Origin of the sequence: Salinirubellus salinus (assembly GCF_025231485.1) — an archaeon.
Taxonomy (GTDB): Archaea; Halobacteriota; Halobacteria; order Halobacteriales; family Haloarculaceae; genus Salinirubellus; species Salinirubellus salinus.
In genome coordinates, this window is the sequence record NZ_CP104003.1 from 1,387,659 (window position 1) to 1,404,081 (window position 16,423).

General features: G+C 69.4%; 17 protein-coding genes and 1 tRNA gene. 8 read left to right on the plus strand and 10 right to left on the minus strand.

What is annotated here, in order from left to right; genetic code table 11:
* Nucleotides 1-244 precede the first annotated feature (244 nt).
* The gene (locus N0B31_RS07710; RefSeq protein WP_260595289.1) at nt 245-844 is read left to right on the plus strand and encodes an apolipoprotein A1/A4/E family protein; all 600 of its coding nucleotides are present in this window, start codon (nt 245-247) and stop codon (nt 842-844) included.
* Nucleotides 845-979: 135 nt separating this feature from the next.
* Here the strand turns inward: N0B31_RS07710 and N0B31_RS07715 are convergent, their stop codons facing one another.
* Nucleotides 980-1,543: a DUF420 domain-containing protein gene (locus N0B31_RS07715; RefSeq protein ID WP_260595290.1), complete on the minus strand. Its 564-nt coding sequence runs from the start codon at nt 1,541-1,543 to the stop codon at nt 980-982.
* Nucleotides 1,544-1,640: 97 nt separating this feature from the next.
* Between N0B31_RS07715 and N0B31_RS07720 the strand changes: the two genes are divergently transcribed.
* A complete protein-coding gene (locus N0B31_RS07720; protein WP_260595291.1) occupies nt 1,641-1,787 on the plus strand; it encodes a rubrerythrin-like domain-containing protein in 147 nt (48 codons plus the stop codon).
* A gap of 134 nt (nt 1,788-1,921) precedes the next feature.
* Here N0B31_RS07720 and N0B31_RS07725 read toward each other — a convergent pair.
* Nucleotides 1,922-2,006: transfer RNA gene (locus tag N0B31_RS07725), tRNA-Leu, on the minus strand.
* Between the two features lie 174 nt (nt 2,007-2,180).
* Between N0B31_RS07725 and N0B31_RS07730 the strand changes: the two genes are divergently transcribed.
* Entirely contained in the window at nt 2,181-3,152 is a 972-nt protein-coding gene (locus N0B31_RS07730; protein WP_260595292.1) for a hypothetical protein, read from the plus strand.
* Between the two features lie 229 nt (nt 3,153-3,381).
* Here the strand turns inward: N0B31_RS07730 and N0B31_RS07735 are convergent, their stop codons facing one another.
* Both N0B31_RS07735 and N0B31_RS07740 read right to left on the minus strand, forming a co-directional pair.
* Entirely contained in the window at nt 3,382-3,777 is a 396-nt protein-coding gene (locus N0B31_RS07735; RefSeq protein ID WP_260595293.1) for a Zn-ribbon domain-containing OB-fold protein, read from the minus strand.
* Nucleotides 3,774-4,940: a thiolase C-terminal domain-containing protein gene (locus N0B31_RS07740; RefSeq protein WP_260595294.1), complete on the minus strand. Its 1,167-nt coding sequence runs from the start codon at nt 4,938-4,940 to the stop codon at nt 3,774-3,776. The genes N0B31_RS07735 and N0B31_RS07740 overlap by 4 nt, the downstream gene beginning before the upstream one ends.
* A 236-nt stretch (nt 4,941-5,176) precedes the next feature.
* Here N0B31_RS07740 and N0B31_RS07745 point away from each other — a divergent pair, with 236 nt between their 5' ends.
* Complete coding sequence (locus tag N0B31_RS07745) at nt 5,177-5,929, plus strand: CPBP family intramembrane glutamic endopeptidase (protein ID WP_260595295.1); 753 nt, start codon at nt 5,177-5,179, stop codon at nt 5,927-5,929.
* A 19-nt stretch (nt 5,930-5,948) separates the two neighbouring features.
* Here the strand turns inward: N0B31_RS07745 and N0B31_RS07750 are convergent, their stop codons facing one another.
* Both N0B31_RS07750 and N0B31_RS07755 read right to left on the minus strand, forming a co-directional pair.
* Nucleotides 5,949-6,167 (minus strand): DUF8527 family protein, encoded by a 219-nt coding sequence (locus N0B31_RS07750; protein WP_260595296.1) that lies wholly within the window; start codon nt 6,165-6,167, stop codon nt 5,949-5,951.
* Between the two features lie 28 nt (nt 6,168-6,195).
* Nucleotides 6,196-6,615: a nuclear transport factor 2 family protein gene (locus tag N0B31_RS07755; protein ID WP_260595297.1), complete on the minus strand. Its 420-nt coding sequence runs from the start codon at nt 6,613-6,615 to the stop codon at nt 6,196-6,198.
* 98 nt (nt 6,616-6,713) lie between these two features.
* Between N0B31_RS07755 and N0B31_RS07760 the strand changes: the two genes are divergently transcribed.
* Together N0B31_RS07760 and N0B31_RS07765 are read left to right on the plus strand one after the other, a co-directional pair.
* Complete coding sequence (locus N0B31_RS07760; RefSeq protein ID WP_260595298.1) at nt 6,714-7,148, plus strand: DUF1810 domain-containing protein; 435 nt, start codon at nt 6,714-6,716, stop codon at nt 7,146-7,148.
* A 55-nt stretch (nt 7,149-7,203) separates the two neighbouring features.
* Complete coding sequence (locus N0B31_RS07765; protein WP_260595299.1) at nt 7,204-9,969, plus strand: ATP-dependent helicase; 2,766 nt, start codon at nt 7,204-7,206, stop codon at nt 9,967-9,969.
* 13 nt (nt 9,970-9,982) lie between these two features.
* Here the strand turns inward: N0B31_RS07765 and N0B31_RS07770 are convergent, their stop codons facing one another.
* The 4 genes from N0B31_RS07770 to N0B31_RS07785 form a co-directional block, all read right to left on the minus strand.
* Nucleotides 9,983-11,200: a lactate racemase domain-containing protein gene (locus tag N0B31_RS07770; protein ID WP_260595300.1), complete on the minus strand. Its 1,218-nt coding sequence runs from the start codon at nt 11,198-11,200 to the stop codon at nt 9,983-9,985.
* Between the two features lie 43 nt (nt 11,201-11,243).
* Nucleotides 11,244-11,450, minus strand: coding sequence for an HVO_0649 family zinc finger protein (locus N0B31_RS07775; protein ID WP_260595301.1), 207 nt, complete (start codon nt 11,448-11,450; stop codon nt 11,244-11,246).
* A gap of 77 nt (nt 11,451-11,527) precedes the next feature.
* Nucleotides 11,528-12,058: a DUF6789 family protein gene (locus tag N0B31_RS07780; RefSeq protein WP_260595302.1), complete on the minus strand. Its 531-nt coding sequence runs from the start codon at nt 12,056-12,058 to the stop codon at nt 11,528-11,530.
* 81 nt (nt 12,059-12,139) lie between these two features.
* On the minus strand, nt 12,140-14,803 hold the full coding sequence (locus N0B31_RS07785; RefSeq protein WP_260595303.1) for an AAA domain-containing protein: 2,664 nt from the start codon (nt 14,801-14,803) through the stop codon (nt 12,140-12,142).
* A gap of 167 nt (nt 14,804-14,970) precedes the next feature.
* On the opposite strand from N0B31_RS07785, the gene N0B31_RS07790 reads away from it, so the two are divergent.
* Nucleotides 14,971-15,525 carry a hypothetical protein gene (locus N0B31_RS07790; protein ID WP_260595304.1) on the plus strand — a complete coding sequence of 185 codons (555 nt, stop codon included), beginning with the start codon at nt 14,971-14,973 and terminating at the stop codon, nt 15,523-15,525.
* Nucleotides 15,526-15,562: 37 nt separating this feature from the next.
* A complete protein-coding gene (locus N0B31_RS07795; protein ID WP_260595305.1) occupies nt 15,563-16,318 on the plus strand; it encodes an MBL fold metallo-hydrolase in 756 nt (251 codons plus the stop codon).
* The last annotated feature ends 105 nt before the right edge of the window (nt 16,319-16,423 follow it).

A 16,423-nucleotide genomic window follows, 5' to 3' on the forward strand; every position in this document is an offset into this window, starting at 1 on the left:
AGAGCCGACCGCTCGCGGAAAAGTTTCGATTCAAAAGCGCGGCTCGCTGGCGCTCGTCGCGGGTGGGGTGCTGGCCCGCCCGCGCCACTACCGCACAGCCCAGCCACCGCCGTGGTTTGTTTCACACCCTGATACCACGGGCCGGCACTCATTGCCATCTCGTGGCGTTTGCTGGCACGAATATATGAACCCACCGGCGATGAGCGGAGCCAAGGCTATCGTGTCGGAGAGCCTGTACACTACTATGAGCAACAGAACCGCTCCCGTCGACGCGATGTTCGCCATCCAGCGCAGCGCCATCGAGAACACCCGCGACGCCGTGCTCTCGGGCATCCAGTTCCAGCGTGACGTCAACGAACAGCTCGGTATCGACCTCGACCTCGCCCGCGACCTGAACGAACTCGAGGCCGACGCCGTCCGCAACGGTGCCGACGCGTTCTTCGGCACCCTCGCGGCCGCCCTGCCCGCGCAGGCCGGGGGCGTGAAGGACCTCCTCGAGGAGATCGCCGACCAGGTCAAGGAGCTCGAGGACCAGGAGACCGAGTTCCTCGCCGACGCCATCGACTCCACCGAGGAGGCACTCGGCGACGGCTCGGCGTCCGTCGACGAGCTGCTGGCCGATCTCGTCGAGAACGTCGAGGAGGCCGCCGACCAGCTCCTCGAGACCAGCGAGGACCTGAACGAGTCCACCTCGGAGCAGGTCGAGCAGCTCCGTGACCAGCTCGACGAACTGAACGAGCGCCTCGAAGAGCGCAGCGACGACCTGCAGGAGCAGGTCGGCTCCGTCTCCGAGGACATCGAGTCCGCCGTCGACGGCGCCGCGACGGACGAGAACGCGGCGTAAGCCCGGTCCCGCGGTCCCGACACGGTCCTCACACCTCACTCCCTCAGTCTTCGCAGGCTTCGAGCGGCGGCTCCGCGCCGACCGACGCCGAGCCACGGGCGACGGTCGGGACGGGCGCGAGGACCGAGAGGGCGTTCAGTAGACGACGTACAGCAGCAGGTACACCACGTTCCCAAGGAGGAACGAGACGAGCCACAGCGAGGCGGCGACGCGGGCGACGCGTTTGTGCTGCGTGTCGAACACCTCCGCGAGCGGCCGGGTCAGGGCGAGGAGCAGCACGTAGTAGAGTAGCGGCACGCAGATCACCGCGAGCAGGATGTGTATCGCCAGCACCGGGAAGTAGACGAACCGCTCGACGACCGCGGGCCCCTCGGCCGGGAACCCGGCGGGTCCCTGTATCGACACCTTGTAGAGGTAGAGCACCAGGAAGACGGCGAACAGGACGAGTGAGACCAGCATCAGCGCCCGGTGACGGTCGTACTCACCGCGACGGGCGAACGCCACGCCGGCGGCGATGGTCCCGATGGCGAGCGTGCTGACGACAGCGTTGACGTGCGGGATCACGGCGAGCAGGCCCTCCGGGGCGGGGAGCGACCCCGTCGGCAGGACCTGAAGCGCCGCACCGAACACCAGCGCGAGTGACACCGCAGAGAGCACCCCGGTCAACGCCGGGACGTGCTCGCGTGTCCACGACTCCATACCCAGACGTACGTCGGGAGGGGGTATGAAACGACCACGAGCCACCGTCACGCGAGGCGCGATAACATTTAACACACTTCGAGAGTCTACCACCGGTATGCCACATATCGACCCATACGCGGGCGGCCAGCAGTCCCTGTACGAGTGTCTCGACTGCGGCCGGCGGGTGGAGGACGTGAGCGACGGTAGGCTCTGTCGCTGTGGGGGCTATCTCCAGAACATCGGACAGGCGCGCGGCGAGTAGTCGGGGCGCGACGCCCGCCACCCGGGTTCGGTGTAGCCGTCGCTCTCGGGTGTGTAGTGATGCGTGGGTGCTGTCTGCGAGCACCCGCACTGGGGGCCGATGAACGACCCCGGGACCCCGTCAGGGGTGAGCAGTGCGTGGGACCGGATTTGAACCGGCGGACCTCTACAGGACAGCGCCCTCAACGCTGCGCCGTTGGCCTGGCTTGGCTACCCACGCACGCTTCGTCGTGCATCATCGTGTACTTGGGTACTTCATATAAGCCCGACGGTTCGGCCTCGCTCTCGGGTGCTTTCGTGACAGTCGGACACGCGGGAAGTCGGCGCACGGGGAGACCACGGCGTGCGAGCCCACGAGCATAAGACTCCTGTCACGTCCGCCCGCCTGTCGCGTATGCGCAGTGCCCTCCCCGTCGCCGTGCTCCTCCTCTGTGCGGTGCTCGCGGGGTGTTCGTTCGCCGACACGGGCGGGCCGCCAACTCCGGCCGAGACCCTGACTCCGGTCCCCATCGACGAGTCCACGCCGACGGCGGCTCCCGACCGCCCGACCAGACAGCCACGGACGGCGACCCGGACGCCCGCCGCGCGGCCGTTCGACCTGCCGAACGGCTACGGCGTGTCGGGCGTGACCGACGTCCGGGTGGCGGCTCAGGGCCACCGACTCTCCCTCGACAACCGGTCGAACTACCGACTCGACGCCGAGGCCGTCGTGATCGAGGCCGACGGTCCGCGCCGGACCACCTCGACGCGACGGCTGGTCTCGCAGGACGCGACGCTGGTTCAGATCCGGGAGAACGGGTCGCTCACGCTCGCGGTGTACGAGACGGACGAGGCGATCTACGCCCTGCGGCTCGACCCCAGCGACGCCCGGTTCCGACTGCAGTCCCAGTACGTCACGATCGCGGGTCCGACGGTGGACCGGCAGTTCTCGGACGTGGTCACGGCGTTGCGGTACCGGCGGGGGGCCGCCACCAGCATCGTCTCGAACGCCGACTGGGGCGCGATGGGGGTCGTGGAGACGGAGAACGAGACCGTCCTCGAGTACCGCGCGACCCGACCCGCCCGGCCGCTGTCGGGGGACGCCGGGATGACACAGTACGAGGCGCGCCTGCTGGTCGACGAGTCGGGGCTCGTCCGGTTCGCTGGCGTCCGAGGAGTCGCCGAGTCCGAGGACGGCTGGGGCCAGCGCCGCTACACCACCCGAGTCTCGGATATCGGGACGACCACCGTGGAACCCCCGGCGTGGCTCGGGGGCGTGGCCGAGGCGAACGCGACGATCGAGGACGGCTACGTCGTCGTCGAGAACACCGGGGACCGTGCCATCCCACTCTCGACGGTCGAAGTGGACCGCGTTGACTCCGGCTAAGGCACCACGCTGAACGGAACTCTGGCGCCGGGCGAGCGGCTCTACGTCGGTGCGGAGCGGAGCCTGAGCAGCTACCGGGTCGCCCGCTCGCCGCCCGAGGCGGGTACCTACGACCCCATGGACGGCACGGTCACGGTCACGCTGGGCGACGAGTCCGTGGCCGTGGTACTCGGCGTGAAGGCCGAGTCGTGAGGACGGAAGCGGGGGAGAGAGTGAAGCGAGCGGCCGCTCAGTCCGCGGGCCGGAACAGCGGGGCCGGGTCGTCGCCCTCGCCCTTGATGTAGCCGGTCAGTTCGACGCTGTCGCCGATGTCGACGTGGACCTCGCCGCCGTTGCCGTCGACGCGACCCATCACGCGTGCCTCGCCGACCTGCACGACAGCGACCTGGTAGCCACGCTCCTCGACGCCCTCCGGCGGGACCATCACCGTCGTCTCGGTGTAGACCTCGCCGCTCGTCGGGAGTTCGACCGTCTCGAGGTCGCGGGTGCCGCAGTGGGGGCAGGCCCCCTTCGGCGTCCCGAGGACGTTGGCACACGCGCCGCAGGCCTGCCCGAGCAATCGGCCCTCCTTCAGCGCACGAGTCCACTCGCCGTAGGTCAGCCGCTCGGGGAGGTCGGAGCTCATCGGCGGCCCTCCATGACCGTCACCAGCGTGGTCGCGGCGTCGCCACCCAGGTTGTGCGCGACGCCGTACTCGGCCTCGTCCAGTTGCCGGGCGCCCGCCTCACCGCGAATCTGCTCGGTCAACTCGACGATCTGTGCGGCACCCGTCGCGCCGATGGGGTGCCCCTTCGCCTTCAGACCGCCCGAGGCGTTGATGGGGATGTCGCCGTCGTACGAGGTCCGGCCCTCGGCCGCGGCGGGGCCGCCCTGCCCGTCCTCGATCAGACCGATGGCCTCGCTCGCCATCACCTCGGCACCGGTGAAGCAGTCGTGGACCTCCGCGAAGTCCACGTCGGCGGCGGTGATGCCGGCCTGTTCGTACGCCTGCGCGCTCGCGTCGCGGGCCGCCTGTGTGACGTGCGGCGTGAGCTTGTCGCCGATGGGGACGACGTCGGTGGCGTGGCCGATGCCCGTCACGTCGACGGGAGCGTCGTAGGAGTCGGCCACCTCGTCGCTGACGAGGACGACCGCCGCCGCACCGTCCGAGAACGGACAGCAGTCCATCAGCCGGAACGGGTCGGCGACGATAGGTCCCTCCAGCACCGCCTCGACGGTGGTCTCCTTGCCGAAGTGGGCCCGCGGGTTCCGCGTCCCGTGTTCGTGGTTCTTCACCGCGACGTGCGCGAGGTGTTCCGGGGTCGTCCCGTGCTCGTGCATGTGGCGCTTCGTGAGCAGGGCGAACACGCCGGGGAACGTGAGTCCGGTCGGCTGTTCGTACTGCCGGTGGGAGGCCGAGGCGAAGATCCGGGTCATCTCGGCCGTGTCGAGGCCCGTCTGTGGCGTACAGCGCTCGACACCGCCGACGAGGACCACGTCGTGGATACCTGCTTCGACGGCCTGCACGGCGTTCTTGAACGCGTTGGCGGAGGTGGCACACGCGTCCTCGTAGCGCTGGGCCGGGACGCCCGCGATGCCGACGTGCGAGGCGAGTTTCGGCGCGAGGTGAGTGTCGTTCTCCGTCTGGCCACCCATCGCGTTCCCGAAGTAGAACGACTCGACGTCGGCGGGTTCGACGCCCGCGTCGTCGAAGGCCTCGAACGCGGCCTCGCCGAACAGTTCCTGCAGTGGTCTGTCGTGGACGCCGAACTTCGTCATGCCGGCACCCACCACGCTGGCCCGTGTCATACCGGAGAGGTAGGGTCGGGTGTGGTTAAGAGTGACCCGTTTCCGGCCGGACCTGCGCGGGCGTGCCGTCGAGTCGTCCAGTACCGGCACGAACCGGCGGACTCCACGGGGTGGTACATCCTGCACCGAGACTCTCGAGCGAGGGACGGCCCCGGGGACCGTCCCTGCGGCCGAACCGTTCTCACCGGACGGGAACCGACGGCCGAATGATACGTAGCCTGACGGTAGTCAGCCCCATGAGCGAAACCTCCCGGGAGCCCAGTTGGCTCGGTGGACACCACTCGCCGTGGCCACTCGTTGGCGCCCTCTCGCTGGCCACACTCGTGGTCACAGCAGGGAACGCAATCACGGCTCCGTGGGGCCTCGGGCTCACGCCAGGGCCGGTCGGCTACCTCGCTGTCGGCGTCACCACCTACCTCCTGCTGGCGCTCGTCGTCTTCGTGACCCTCCGGGCGAGGGACGTGGGGCGAGCGTCTCTCGACGCGCGCTGGCCGACCCGCCGCGACTGGGGCTACATTGTGGGCGGGTTCGTCGGGCTGTTCGCCGTGTCGATCGCAGCCGAGACGGCTGTCAGGACCCTCGGCCTCCCCGTCGCCCAGCTCCAGATGACCGAGTACGTCGTCACGGGACCACTCGCCGGCCAGGCGTGGGTCGTTCTGGCGCTGATTCCGGTCACGCTGCTCTTGATCGGCCCAGTCGAAGAGCTCCTCTTCCGGAACCTCCTCCAGAAGACGCTTTACGAGTGGCTCTCGCCGACGGGAGCCATCGTCCTCGCCAGTGTCGTCTTCGCCCTCTGGCACCTGCCGGCGCTATACGGCGCCTCGGCGACCGCGGTCGGAGTCACGCTCGGGCTCGTCACCCTGAACGGGCTCGTCCTGGGCTGGCTCTACCTCCGGACGCGATCTGTCGTGGTGCCAGCCGCCGTCCACGGGCTCTCGAACGCGGTCGGTGTGGCGTTCCTGTACCTGTCGCTGTCGGCGGCCGTCTGACGCCCAGGGGCACCCCGGCCTACCGGCGCCGCCCCGCCCTCGACTGCACCTCGCCCGTCCCCGGAAAGACGAACCAGACCAGCGCCGCGCCCACCACCAGCCCCGCCAGCACCGCCACGCCGGTCACCCAGAGCGGGACGTCCCCCTGCAGGGTGATGAGACCCATCGAGGCCCCGACGATGAGGGTGCCGGCGAGTTTTATCTTCAGGGCACCCTCCGAGCGCTCCTCGCTCGACATCGGGCCGACCATCAGCGGCGTCCCCCGTTCATATCCGTCCCTGCACGCTCGTGGAGACGTGCATCCCGGCGAATCGCCACGGCGTCTCGGCGAGCGGGTCGATCTCGCGCTCGCGTTCCTCCTCGTCCAGTTCCACCAAGGTCCCCGACCACCGGGTGTCGAACTCGTAGCGGACGTTCGCGTCGGTGTCGGTCCAGCCCATGAACACGAGATCCGAGAACCACGCGTGGTCCCCGCGGTGCTCACAGAGGAGGTTCGACGAGCGCACCTCCCAGCCCTCGGTCGTCCGGGTCTGGTCGCGCAGCCCCTCGGCGACGGCGTCGTACCCCTCCAGTCGCTCGCCGACGCCGAACTTCACGGTCCGGGCGGACTCCAGGAAGTACGGGTGGAGGGGGTCGCCCGTCCGGAGCGAATCGTAGTAGGACTCGACGGTCCCGACTGCGTCCATACCGCGAGGAGGGCACGGGGCGACTTACCGGTACTGGATGGCAGACGGGCCGACCCAGCCCACTACATGGTGAGCCGCCGTAGACACGCTCGAGGACGATGACCGACGCCGAGGACCCACACGACCTGCGGCGGTTCGTCGAGGCACAGGACGAAGCGGCCGAGCCGGTCGCTGCCGAGCTGCGTGATGGCCGGAAGCGAACCCACTGGATGTGGTTCGTCTTCCCCCAGATGGAGGGGCTGGGCAGCAGCCGGATGGCCCAGCGGTACGCCATCTCCTCGCGTGCGGAGGCCGAGGCGTACCTCGAGCACCCGACGCTGGGGCCGCGGCTCCGCGAGTGGACGGCGCTCGTGAACGACGTCGAGGGGCGCACGGCGAACGAGATATTCGGGTCGCCGGACGACCTGAAGTTCCGGTCGTCGATGACGCTGTTCGCCGCCGTCGCGGACGACCCCGAGCCGTTCGAGACGGCGCTCGAGCGGTACTACGACGGCGACCGGGACGAGCGGACCCTGCGACTGCTGGACGGGTGAGTGGGCCACCTCGAAGCGAGGACTCTTGCCGTCGGCGACCCAACGGAATCGCAGGATGGGAGGATTCGACGAGGCCGCCGCCCGCGAGCTGCTCGCGGGACACGACGACCTCGAGTTCGACCCCGAGACGGTACCCATCGACGACGCCGAGGTCCTCGCGCGGCTGGAGCCCGCGGTTCGGGAGTGGTGGGTCGAGGAGTTCGGCCAGTTCGTCGGGGGCAACGAGGGGTTCTTCACGCCCCCACAGAAGGGGGCCATCCCCCTCATCGACGACCGGGAGAACGCCCTCGTCTGCGCCCCGACGGGGTCCGGCAAGACCCTCGCCTCGTTCACCGCCATCGTGAACGACCTGTTCCGCCGTGAGACCGAGGCGGGCCTCGAGAACTCGGTGTACTGTCTCTACGTCTCGCCGCTGAAGTCGCTAGCCAACGACATCCACCGGAACCTCGAACGCCCGCTGGAGGGAGTGACAGAGCGCCTCGCCGAGGACGGCGAGGAGCCCGCGGTGCGCCACGCCATCCGGCACGGCGACACCTCCAGCCACGAGCGCCAGCAGATGCTGGAGACGACGCCGCACATCCTCAACACGACACCGGAGACTCTCGCGATACTGCTCAACTCCCCGAAGTTCCAGCAGAAACTGGAGACGGTGGAGTACGTCGTGGTCGACGAGGTGCACGCGCTCGCGGAGAACAAGCGCGGGACCCACCTCTCGGTCTCGCTCGAACGGCTGGAGGCGATGTGCGACACCTCGCCCACGCGTATCGGCTGTTCGGCCACCGTCGAACCCCTCGAGGCCGTCGGGGAGTTCCTCGTCGGGCGAGAGGAGCCGGGCGGCGACTCGCGGCCGTTCGAGGTCGTCGACGCGCGGTTCGTCCGGGAGTTCGACGTGGAACTGCACTGCCCGACGGACGACCTCATCGGCACGCGCTACGACGTGGTGTCGGACCGGTTCTACCGGCAGTTGGACGAGTGGGTGCAGGACGCGACGAACACCATCGTGTTCACGAACACGCGCTCGGGGGCCGAGCGGGTACTGGCGAACCTCCGCGAGCGCAACCCCGACTACACCGAGGAGAACTCCGGGTGTCACCACGGCTCGCTCTCGAAGGAGAAGCGCCAGTCCGTCGAGGAACGCCTGAAATCGGGCGAGATGGACGTGGTGACCACCTCCACGTCGCTGGAACTGGGTATCGACATGCCACACGTCGACCTCGTGGTGCAGGTCGGCTCGCCCAAGAGCGTGGCCTCGCTCCTCCAGCGGGTCGGCCGTGCGGGCCACCAGGTCGGCGAGACCGTGACCGGCCGGGTGGTGGCACTCGACCGCGACGAACTCGTGGAGTGTGCCACGATGCTGAAGAAGGCCGAGGAGGGGTTCGTCGACCGAGTGTTCGTCCCCGAGCGGGCACAGGACGTCGCGGCCCAGCAGGTGTACGGGATGTGCATCAACGGGGTCCGACCCGAAGCCGAGGTGAAGGACATCCTCCGGCGGGCCTACCCGTACCGCGACTACGGCGAGGGCGAGTGGGAACAGCTCTGCCGGTACCTGACCGCCGACTACGGCGGGATGGAGGACCGGAACGTCTACGCGAAGGTGTGGCGCGACGCGAACGACCCGCCCGCGGGCGAGCACCACTACGAGGAGTACGAGGTCGGCGAGCATCTGATGGGCAAGCGGGGCCGGCTGGCGCGGGTCATCTACATGACCAACGTCGGCACCATCCCCGACTCGTTCACCATCGACGTGTTCGTCCGCGGGGGCGACGAGTGGGTCGGCCAACTGGACGAGTCCTACCTCGACACCATCGAGTCCGGCGACGTGTTCGTCCTCGGCGGGTCCAACTACGAGTACCGCTACCGGAGAGGGTCGAAGGCGTACGTCGACCCGACCAGCGCCCGCGCGACCGTTCCCTCGTGGTTCTCCGAGCGCCTGCCGCTCTCGTACGACCTCGGGCGCGAGATACTCGCGTTCCAGTCGACGCTGTGCGAGAAGTTGGAGTCGGGTGGGCCACCCGCCGTCCGCCGGTGGCTCCGCGAGTTCCCGCTGGACGAGAACTCCGTGCGGGCTGTCACCCGGATGTTCGACGAGCAGGTTCGGTACGCCGGCATCGAGTCGGTCTCGACGAGCGAGCGCCTCTTCGTCGAGGAGGAGCGCGACCACGACGAGTACCGGCGGAACTACTACGTCCACTCGAACTACGGCCGGCAGTTCAACGACGGGCTCTCGCGGCTGCTGGCCTACCGGTGTGCGCAGGCCGCGAACACGAACGTGCAGGTGGCCGTCGCCGACCACGGGTTCACGCTCTCGATGCCGCTGAACCGCAAGGTGGACCTCACCGGTATCCTCGCGGACCTCGACCCCACGACGGTGCGCTCGGACCTCCGGGCGGCGCTCGACGGGACGGACCTCCTGCAGCGGTACTTCCGTATCGACGCCACCCGGTCGCTGATGATACTCAAGCGGTACAAGGGCTACGAGAAGAGCGCGGCCCAGCAGCAGGTGTCCAGCGAGATGCTGCTCTCGTGGGCACAGGAGCTGGAGGAGTTCGCGGTGATGGAGGAGACCTACCGCGAGATACTGGAGGACAAGCTCGACGTGGACGCTGTCGAGCGGTTCGTGGCCGCGCTCGGTGAAGACGTCGAGGTGGTCCACCGCCAGACGGACTCGCCGACACCCCGGGCGTTCGGCCTCGCCACGCTGATGGCCAGCGACGTGGTGCTCGCCGAGGACGAGTCGGCCGTGTTACAGGAGTTCCACCGTCGCGTGATGGAGGAGATCGGCGACGAGGAGCGCGCGGCGTACGCGACGACGGACGACTGAACGAGCGAGCGGCTCACACCAGCAGCGTGTGCAACGCCTCCGGGACGACGAGCACCCGACTCCCCGGCTCGACAGCGTCCTCGACCCGGTCCCGGTGGTGCATCAGGCAGTCCTCGACCACTTCCGCCGCGTGGGAACTAGTTATATACAACGACCGTTCGCGGAGCGCCCGCGCGACGACGAACGCCCGCTGGGCCCCCGGTTCGTACCCCTCGCGCATCTCCTCGTAGAGCGCCTCGGCGGAGTCGGCCTCCGAGAGGTAGCGGTAGAACCGCCGTTCGCCGGTCCCCTCGCCCGGACCCTCGGGGAGTGCGGCAGGGACGACCACCCGGCCTCCCTCCCCGAGCGGGTCGTGTGCCCCGAGGACGACGTAGGTGAACGCCCGGGTCGTCTGGTAGAGGTTCGCGTCCTTGGGGGCGCCGACGCCCGCGACGACGGCGTCGTAGTCGTCCTCGACGGGGACCGAGAGCGCCTCGCGTGCCGTCTCGGCGAGGTCGGCGACGACCGCTCGGGGCTCGCCAGCCGCCGCGCCGAGACAGCCCTGCGGCCCGTAGGTGACGTTCAGACAGAACTCGAGGCCGACCACGTCGCCCGCCCGGTCGACGGCGTCGCGGAAGGGGTTGGCGTCGACCCGGCCCAGCCGGACCCCCTCGCGGGCGAGCATCTCGGGGCCGTGCGTGTACCGGATGAGCGGCTCGCCACCGGCGCCGATGGCGACGGTCTTGGCCCCGCCCGAGAACCCGGCGTACTGGTGGGGTTCGACCATCCCCGTCGAGAGGACGCGGTCGGCCTCGTGCACGCGGCGGTTCAGTTCGACGGGCGTCCCGTCGACGTAGCCCGCGACGACGGTGTCCTCGGGGTCGTGGTTCACCGCGAGGTCGGCGTGTTCGCCGAGCATCCCGCGGAGTTCCGCGTCGGTCATCGGGCGGTGGAGTCCGAGCCCGACCACGACGGTCACCTCCTCGCGCGAGACGCCGGCGGCCGTGAGGTCGGAGAGCAGACAGTCCACGAGGACGCCGTCGGGGGTCGCCCGGGTCACGTCGGTCACGACGATGGCGACGCTGTCGCCGGCGTCGACGAGCGAATCGAGGGCTGGGCCGTGCGGGGCCGCGATCGCAGCGGTGGCGGCCGAACGGGGGTCGACCGCCTCGGCGCCGGGCGCGCGAGCCACGTCCACCTCGCAGTCCGGGAGTTCGAACCGGACGGTCCCGTCGCCGAGTGGGAGTTCCATACCCGTGACTCGCGGGGCGCCGCCGTGGCCGTTACGGTCGTGGTTACTGCCCCATCCGGACCACGTACCGGTGGTCGGCGTCGCAAGAGGGACACCGGTGACTGAACGTCACCCGTCGCCCGTCGGTGGTGGCGTTCCACGACCCCGTCGTGTCCTCGTACCCGCACTCGCGGCAGGTCAGGTCGGTGGCGTCGAAGCGCGCTCGCAGGCGGTCCAGCGCCGTCGTGCCGAGGGGGCTTCCGAGTGCCATGCTAGCACTCAACAGCTGCCGTGGCTAAATCGTTGTCGCCGAGCGGTCGGAATTCGGGACGCTCCGGCCTCGCGGAGTCAGACCAGCGTCTCCTCGCGGCCACCGAGGTAGTCGAAGATGGCCCCGAGCGCGAAGCCGTAGCCGACGTGGGCGAGGAGCGTGGCGACGACGTAGACGGCCAGCGCGGTGCCGGTGTAGCCGTCGTAGAACGCCAGTACGAACCCCGTCCAGAGGACGAATCCGTAGAACAGGCCCTTGTGGGCGTACTTCCGCCCCGGCAGGTACTCGCCCATCGAGGCGAACAGGAGCGGCCACGTCGTCATCCCGCCGCCGAGGAAGATGACGTAGCCGACGGGGACGAGCAGGTCGGTCCCGAACACCGCCTCGGCCCCGATCAGTTCGGCCGTGGTGGCGAACGACGACAGTTCGAACCCGCCGAGCGAGGACGCGACGAGCAGCACCACCGTCATCAGTGCCGTCCCGACGAACCCACCGACAGCGCCGATGACGCCGTCCGTGACGATGCCGGCGAGCGTCCCCAGTTCCGGCTCCGTCTCGGTGGTCGCGATACCGCTGTCGACAGCGTCACCAGTGTCGGCATCAGCCATGATAGTGCGTTACACACTGACACGACAAAAGCGTTTGCGCGGCCCACGAGTGAGACCGCTCGTCTCGGGCCGAGACCTCGTTCAGCCCCGTGCCCACCGCAGGAGCCGCTCGTAGAACGGCTCCGAGGAGAGCGCCGCCTCGTCACCGACCACCACGAGCGCCCGCTTGGCTCGCGTCAGCGCCACGTTCATCCGCCGGTGGTCCTCGAAGATGGGGCTCTCCACGTCGCCCGTCGTCGTCACCGAGAGGACGACGACCTCCTTCGCGGAGCCCTGGAACCGGTCGACGGTGTCGACGGCCACCTCGGGGAGCCGGCGCGAGATCTCGGAGACCTGTGCCCGGAACGGGGCGATGACCCCCACGTCGTCGGGGGCGACCCCCGCGTCGAGGAACGACTGGACCGTCTCGGCGACCGCCTCGGCCTCTGTCGGGTTCGTGTTCCCCACCTGCCGCCCGTCGGGGTCGAGGTACGTGACGCGGTCCCGCAGGTGTGCCGGGAGGGCCGAGGGGTCGACGCCGCGCAGGTCCGCGAGCGACCGCCCCGCGACCTCGGGAGTCGCCGGCCGGAGTTTCCCGTCGTAGAACTCCTGCGAGGAGAACCACTGGATGCGCTGGGCCATCCGGTACTGGCGGTCCAGCAGGACGCTCGCGTCCGGGTAGCGCTCGATGAGCCGCTGGAACAGCGAACCGTGCAGTTCGCTCTCGTCGGCCTGCACCACGGGCGGCAACTGCTCGTGGTCGCCGACGAGCACGAACCGCTCGGCGAGGTTGGTGGCGAGGAACGTGCCCGGTTCCGTCAACTGGCCCGCCTCGTCGACGACGGCCACGTCGAACTCCTGCTCGCGCAGCATCCGCGACCCGCAGGAGGCGGTGGTCGCCGCGACGACCGGTGCCTCGCGGAGTTCGTTCGCCCGCTCGACCGGGTCGCCCCGCTTCTCGAACAGGTACTCGTGCATGTCGTCTCGCACCCCCGACTCGCTCCCCACGCGGACGACGTCGTCGAACCCCTGGTCGATCAGCGCCTCCATCGCGTTGTCCACCGCGCGGTTCGTGAACGCCGAGAGGAGGACGCGGTCGCCGCGCTCGACGAACTCACGGAGGATGGTCGCCAGCGTGTAGGTCTTCCCGGTTCCAGGCGGCCCGTGGACGAGCGCGACGTCCTCGGCGTTCAGCGCGAGGTTCACCGCCTCGTTCTGGGCCTCGTTGTTGCCGATGTACGTCTCGTGGGAGCCGGCGAACTCCGGGGCGCGCCGGCCGAACAGGAGGTCCTTGCGCTCGGGCGAGCCCTTGAGGATGGCGTCGTGGAGCGCCGTCAGGAGTCGGTCGACGGTGAGTTCGGAGGGGTAGACGTCGACCCGCCGGAGGGCCAGCGGTTCGTCGGTGGTGACGACGATCTCCTCGCCGTCCAGTCGCTCCACACGCCCCAGTTCGGCCCGTTCGCGCGTCGGGTGGCCCTCGCTCGCGAGGACGAGGTTCCCCTCGCGTATCTTCGAGACCGCCTCGGGCTGCTTGCGGGCGGTGAGTCGCCAGCGGCCGGCCGATATCTCCTCGCGTCCGGTGGGTTCGAGGCCGATGAGTGCCCGGTCGTCGTCGGCCCGCTCCTCGGCGGTCTGCTCCCAGAGCTTCCGGTACTCGCGGTGGACCGCCCGGCGCTCGGCCTCGACGGCGGTGTAGTAGGTGTCGAAGTACGCGCGCTCCTCGTCGGGCACGGGGGTGCCGACCGTGCCCGCTTTCGACTCCTGGCCGAGTCGACCGGAGACGACCATGCAGGTGTCCTGTTCGAAGCAGTACTCGCACTTCGCGTCGGCCTCGTAACCGGTCGGGACGTCGCCGCGGAACTCCGTCGCGGCGATCTGGTTGCGCTGACGGACGACGTACTTCAGGAACCCCCCGCTCACCGAGAAGTCCTTGGCCGGCGAGAGGTCGCCGCTCTCCTCGATGCGTTCGAGCGTCGTGTTCTTCGTGTAGATGAGGGTGCCCGTGTCGGGGTACTCGGCCTCGCGCTCGCCGAGGACGAGCGCGTAGCAGGCCGCCTGCACCTTGTCCTGGAATCGCGGCTCCGAGCGCGTGTTCTTCCCCGTCTTGAGTTCGACCGGGATACCACGCCGGACTGCGTCGGCCCGCCCCTTGATGCCGAACGTCTCCGAGACGAGCGTCTGCTCGGAGCGCCACTCGTCCTCCTCGGTCAGGAGTCCCTGATTCAGCCAGCCCTCGATGGCCGCCGCGTTCTTGCGCACCTCGTCGGCCACCTCCGTCGGGTCGCGTCCGAGGAGGCCGAGGTCGACGGCTCGCTCCTCGACGCGGTCCTCGATGCTCTCCTCGATGTCGCGGCCACGAAGCAGGTCACCGAACACCTCGTGGACGAGCGTCCCCTTCACGACGGGGTAGTTCAGCGGGATGCCGCCGAGCTTGTTCAGGTAGTACATCCGGGGACACTGGACCCACGAGCGGACGTCGGTCACGTCGACGAGGAAGTCGGGTTCGACGACAACGAACGAGTCGCCCGTCGTGGATAACTGCACCTCGCCCCGATACTCGTCGGCCTCGGCGTCGGTGACGAGCAGTTCCATCCCCTCGTCGATCCAGTCTGCGAGTTCGGCCCACTTGCCCCACAGCGTGACGCGGGTCGGTTCCATCGCGCCGCGTTCGGGCCGCACGGTCACCTCGAACAGGTCTGACTGGCCGTAACTGGTGTTGACCGACCGCACCTCTCCGGCGTCGACGACGGGACCGCGGACGTTCACACCCGAGACAGCGGCGAGGGGAGAAAGAGGTTGTCGGTAGCGAGGAACCGACCGCAGGGAGGTTCCTCGATGATGCGAGCGGGAGGGAGCGCCAGCGACCGACACGCGAGCCGCGTGGGCGACTCCCACGTCGACACCCTCTTGCTCCGGGCGCCCGGAGTTCCGCTATGCGCGTCCGTGACTGGCAGGACATCCTCGAGGACGTGGTCGAGTCGAACGCAGACCCGCGGGGGTGGCGGGCCGTCTCCGGCACCCGGAGCCGTGGCGTCGGCGAGGACATGTACCTCGGCCACCCGCGCGCTGGCGTCTTCCAGATAAAGACCTACGCGAAGAACCCGTTCGAGGTGAAGGGCGTCGGCGCCGAGGTAGCCCGGCGTATCGACGACGACCTGGACCCGCTGTTCCCGGAGCAGGGGAGCGGCCGGTTCGGCGTCCAGCCGGCCATCACGGACGAGGACCAGGCGAAGGACACGGCCCGGCGCGTGACCGAAGTCCTCCGGACCCACGCCGATACGGAGGGTGCCAGTTCCGGCGACGCTCTGTTCGACGACGTGATGGAGGCGATGGACTCGCCCGCGTTCGGGCCGATGGACCACGACCAGTACGGCCGGCCCGACGGGATGGACGAACTGGGAGACACCTTCGAGGAGGCCGAGGAACTGCTGGAGGCGGAGTTCGACGACCTCGTGCGCGACGACGGCGTCGACCGCGGATTCCAGTAGGGACACGCTCTTTTGCGCGGCCGCCCGTCTCTCGGCCATGCGACTCACGTTCCTCGGCACCGGGAGCGCGATGCCGACTGGCGAGCGGATGCAGACGGGCTTACTGGTCGAGAGCGAGGCGGCCGACCCACTCCTCGTCGACTGCGGGAGCGGGAGCCTGCACCGACTGGCCGCCACCGAGACGGGCTACGAGGGGGTCGAACACGTCCTCCTGACCCACCACCACCTCGACCACGTCGCGGACCTCTTGCCGCTGATGAAGGCGAAGTGGCTGGCGGGGAGCGAGACCCTCACCGTCGCCGGGCCGCCCGGCACAGAGGCACTGGTCGACGGCCTGCTGGACGTCCACGAGTACATGCAGGGCCGACTCGACCTCACCGTCCGCGAGGTCGACGTCGGTGAGTTCTCGTTCGCCGGGTACGACGTCGCAGCCCACGAGACGGTCCACTCGATGTACTGTCTCGCGTACCGGTTCGAGGCGGACGGCGCGACGCTCACCGTCTCGGGCGACAGCGAGGCCACCGAGGACCTAGCGGCGTTCGCCGACGGCTCTGACCTGCTGGTCCACGACTGTTCGTTCCCCGATAGCGTGGACGTCTCGAACCACCCGACGCCGTCGCAACTGGGCGCGGCACTCGCGGACCAGGAGTACGGGACGGTCTACCTCTCGCACCTCTACCCGCACACGGACGGGAACCACGAGGGGATGCTGGCGTCGCTCGGCGAGTACTACGACGGCGCGGTGGCGTTCGCCCCCGAAGGTGAGACGGTCGACGTCGGGCGCGGAGACTGAGGTTCAAGTAGCAGGCCGGGACCACCCCGCCGCGTGACCTGAGCACCGTCGCGGGTCGGTCTCGCGGGAGTGCAGCACCCGTCCCGCGTTCCGAGGGCCAGCGCC

What these genes read in the sequence shown, in the direction of transcription:
- N0B31_RS07710 (WP_260595289.1), top strand. Translation starts at nt 245, where the DNA reads ATGAGCAACAGAACCGCTCCCGTCGACGCGATGTTCGCCATCCAGCGC.
- N0B31_RS07715 (WP_260595290.1), bottom strand. Translation starts at nt 1,543, where the DNA reads ATGGAGTCGTGGACACGCGAGCACGTCCCGGCGTTGACCGGGGTGCTC.
- N0B31_RS07720 (WP_260595291.1), top strand. Translation starts at nt 1,641, where the DNA reads ATGCCACATATCGACCCATACGCGGGCGGCCAGCAGTCCCTGTACGAG.
- N0B31_RS07730 (WP_260595292.1), top strand. Translation starts at nt 2,181, where the DNA reads ATGCGCAGTGCCCTCCCCGTCGCCGTGCTCCTCCTCTGTGCGGTGCTC.
- N0B31_RS07735 (WP_260595293.1), bottom strand. Translation starts at nt 3,777, where the DNA reads ATGAGCTCCGACCTCCCCGAGCGGCTGACCTACGGCGAGTGGACTCGT.
- N0B31_RS07740 (WP_260595294.1), bottom strand. Translation starts at nt 4,940, where the DNA reads ATGACACGGGCCAGCGTGGTGGGTGCCGGCATGACGAAGTTCGGCGTC.
- N0B31_RS07745 (WP_260595295.1), top strand. Translation starts at nt 5,177, where the DNA reads ATGAGCGAAACCTCCCGGGAGCCCAGTTGGCTCGGTGGACACCACTCG.
- N0B31_RS07750 (WP_260595296.1), bottom strand. Translation starts at nt 6,167, where the DNA reads ATGTCGAGCGAGGAGCGCTCGGAGGGTGCCCTGAAGATAAAACTCGCC.
- N0B31_RS07755 (WP_260595297.1), bottom strand. Translation starts at nt 6,615, where the DNA reads ATGGACGCAGTCGGGACCGTCGAGTCCTACTACGATTCGCTCCGGACG.
- N0B31_RS07760 (WP_260595298.1), top strand. Translation starts at nt 6,714, where the DNA reads ATGACCGACGCCGAGGACCCACACGACCTGCGGCGGTTCGTCGAGGCA.
- N0B31_RS07765 (WP_260595299.1), top strand. Translation starts at nt 7,204, where the DNA reads ATGGGAGGATTCGACGAGGCCGCCGCCCGCGAGCTGCTCGCGGGACAC.
- N0B31_RS07770 (WP_260595300.1), bottom strand. Translation starts at nt 11,200, where the DNA reads ATGGAACTCCCACTCGGCGACGGGACCGTCCGGTTCGAACTCCCGGAC.
- N0B31_RS07775 (WP_260595301.1), bottom strand. Translation starts at nt 11,450, where the DNA reads ATGGCACTCGGAAGCCCCCTCGGCACGACGGCGCTGGACCGCCTGCGA.
- N0B31_RS07780 (WP_260595302.1), bottom strand. Translation starts at nt 12,058, where the DNA reads ATGGCTGATGCCGACACTGGTGACGCTGTCGACAGCGGTATCGCGACC.
- N0B31_RS07790 (WP_260595304.1), top strand. Translation starts at nt 14,971, where the DNA reads ATGCGCGTCCGTGACTGGCAGGACATCCTCGAGGACGTGGTCGAGTCG.
- N0B31_RS07795 (WP_260595305.1), top strand. Translation starts at nt 15,563, where the DNA reads ATGCGACTCACGTTCCTCGGCACCGGGAGCGCGATGCCGACTGGCGAG.